Origin of the sequence: Streptomyces sp. NPDC056296, assembly GCF_042268605.1 — a bacterium.
GTDB lineage: Bacteria > Actinomycetota > Actinomycetes > Streptomycetales > Streptomycetaceae > Streptomyces.
Genome location: NZ_JBHJRX010000156.1, coordinates 1 through 1,037, shown reverse-complemented (window position 1 = coordinate 1,037; position 1,037 = coordinate 1). Strand labels below are relative to the sequence as shown.

Genomic DNA, 1,037 nt, shown 5'->3' with positions numbered 1-1,037 from the left:
GATCACCGATCGCCTTCGAGAACGCCTTCCACCTCACACCAACTACGCTTGCACCAGCCGCATAACCCGTGTTCAGGATTCGGGGTCAAGGCCCAACTACACGTCGACAAAATTCACCTACGACCTCGGCAACCGTCAAAAGACGATCACCGGCCCGGACGGTGCCACCTGGTCCTACGGCTACGACCTGTTCGGCCGCCAGACCAGCGCCGACGACCCCGACAAGGGCAAGGCAACCACCCAGTACAACGCTCTCGACCAGATCACCAAGGCCACCGACTCCCGCGGCAAGTCGGTCGTGAGCGCCTACGACGAGCTGGGCCGTCCCACCGGCACCTGGGCCGGATCGAAGACGGACGCGAACCAGCTCACCGGCTACACCTACGACACCCTCCTCAAGGGCCAGCCGACCTCAACCACCCGCTACATCGGCGGCAAGAGCGGCGCCGCCTACACCAAGACAGTCACCGCCTACGACAGCATGGGCCGCGCCACCCACACCGAACTCCAACTGCCCACCAGCGACCCGATCGTCAAGGCCGGCCAACCGGCCACGCTGCCCTTCGAGACCCACTACAACATCGACGGCACGCTGAAACAGACCAAAGACCCGGCCCTCGGCGGCCTGCCAGCCGAAACCGTCGGCTACGACTACAACGACCTCGGCAACCTCACCGAGATCGGCACCTACCTCACCAAAATCGACTACTCGGCCCTGACCGAACCACAAATGCTCACCATGGGCACCGGCGAAGACCAGGTCTACATCGCCAACCGCTATGAAGAAGGCACCGGCCGCCTCACCCGCAGCTACACCCAGGACCAAACCCACCCCTACCAGCTGCAAGACCTGAACTACAGCTACGACCAGACCGGCAACGTCACCTCCATCAGCGACCCCACCACCCTCGGCAGCACCAGCAGCGCCGAAACCCAGTGCTTTGTGAGCGATCATGAAATTCCTCAGGCAGGGCGGGTTCTGCGTCACGTAATTCCCCACCCCCGCGGTCACGTAATTCCCCATGGGGACGACGGAC

Annotated in this window: 1 protein-coding gene; it reads left to right on the top strand. The window is 63.4% G+C overall.

Going from position 1 to position 1,037, the window contains the following annotated elements:
* A partial coding sequence (locus ACFCZF_RS40920; protein WP_376676000.1) for an RHS repeat domain-containing protein occupies positions 1 to 1,037 on the top strand: 1,037 nt, incomplete at both ends.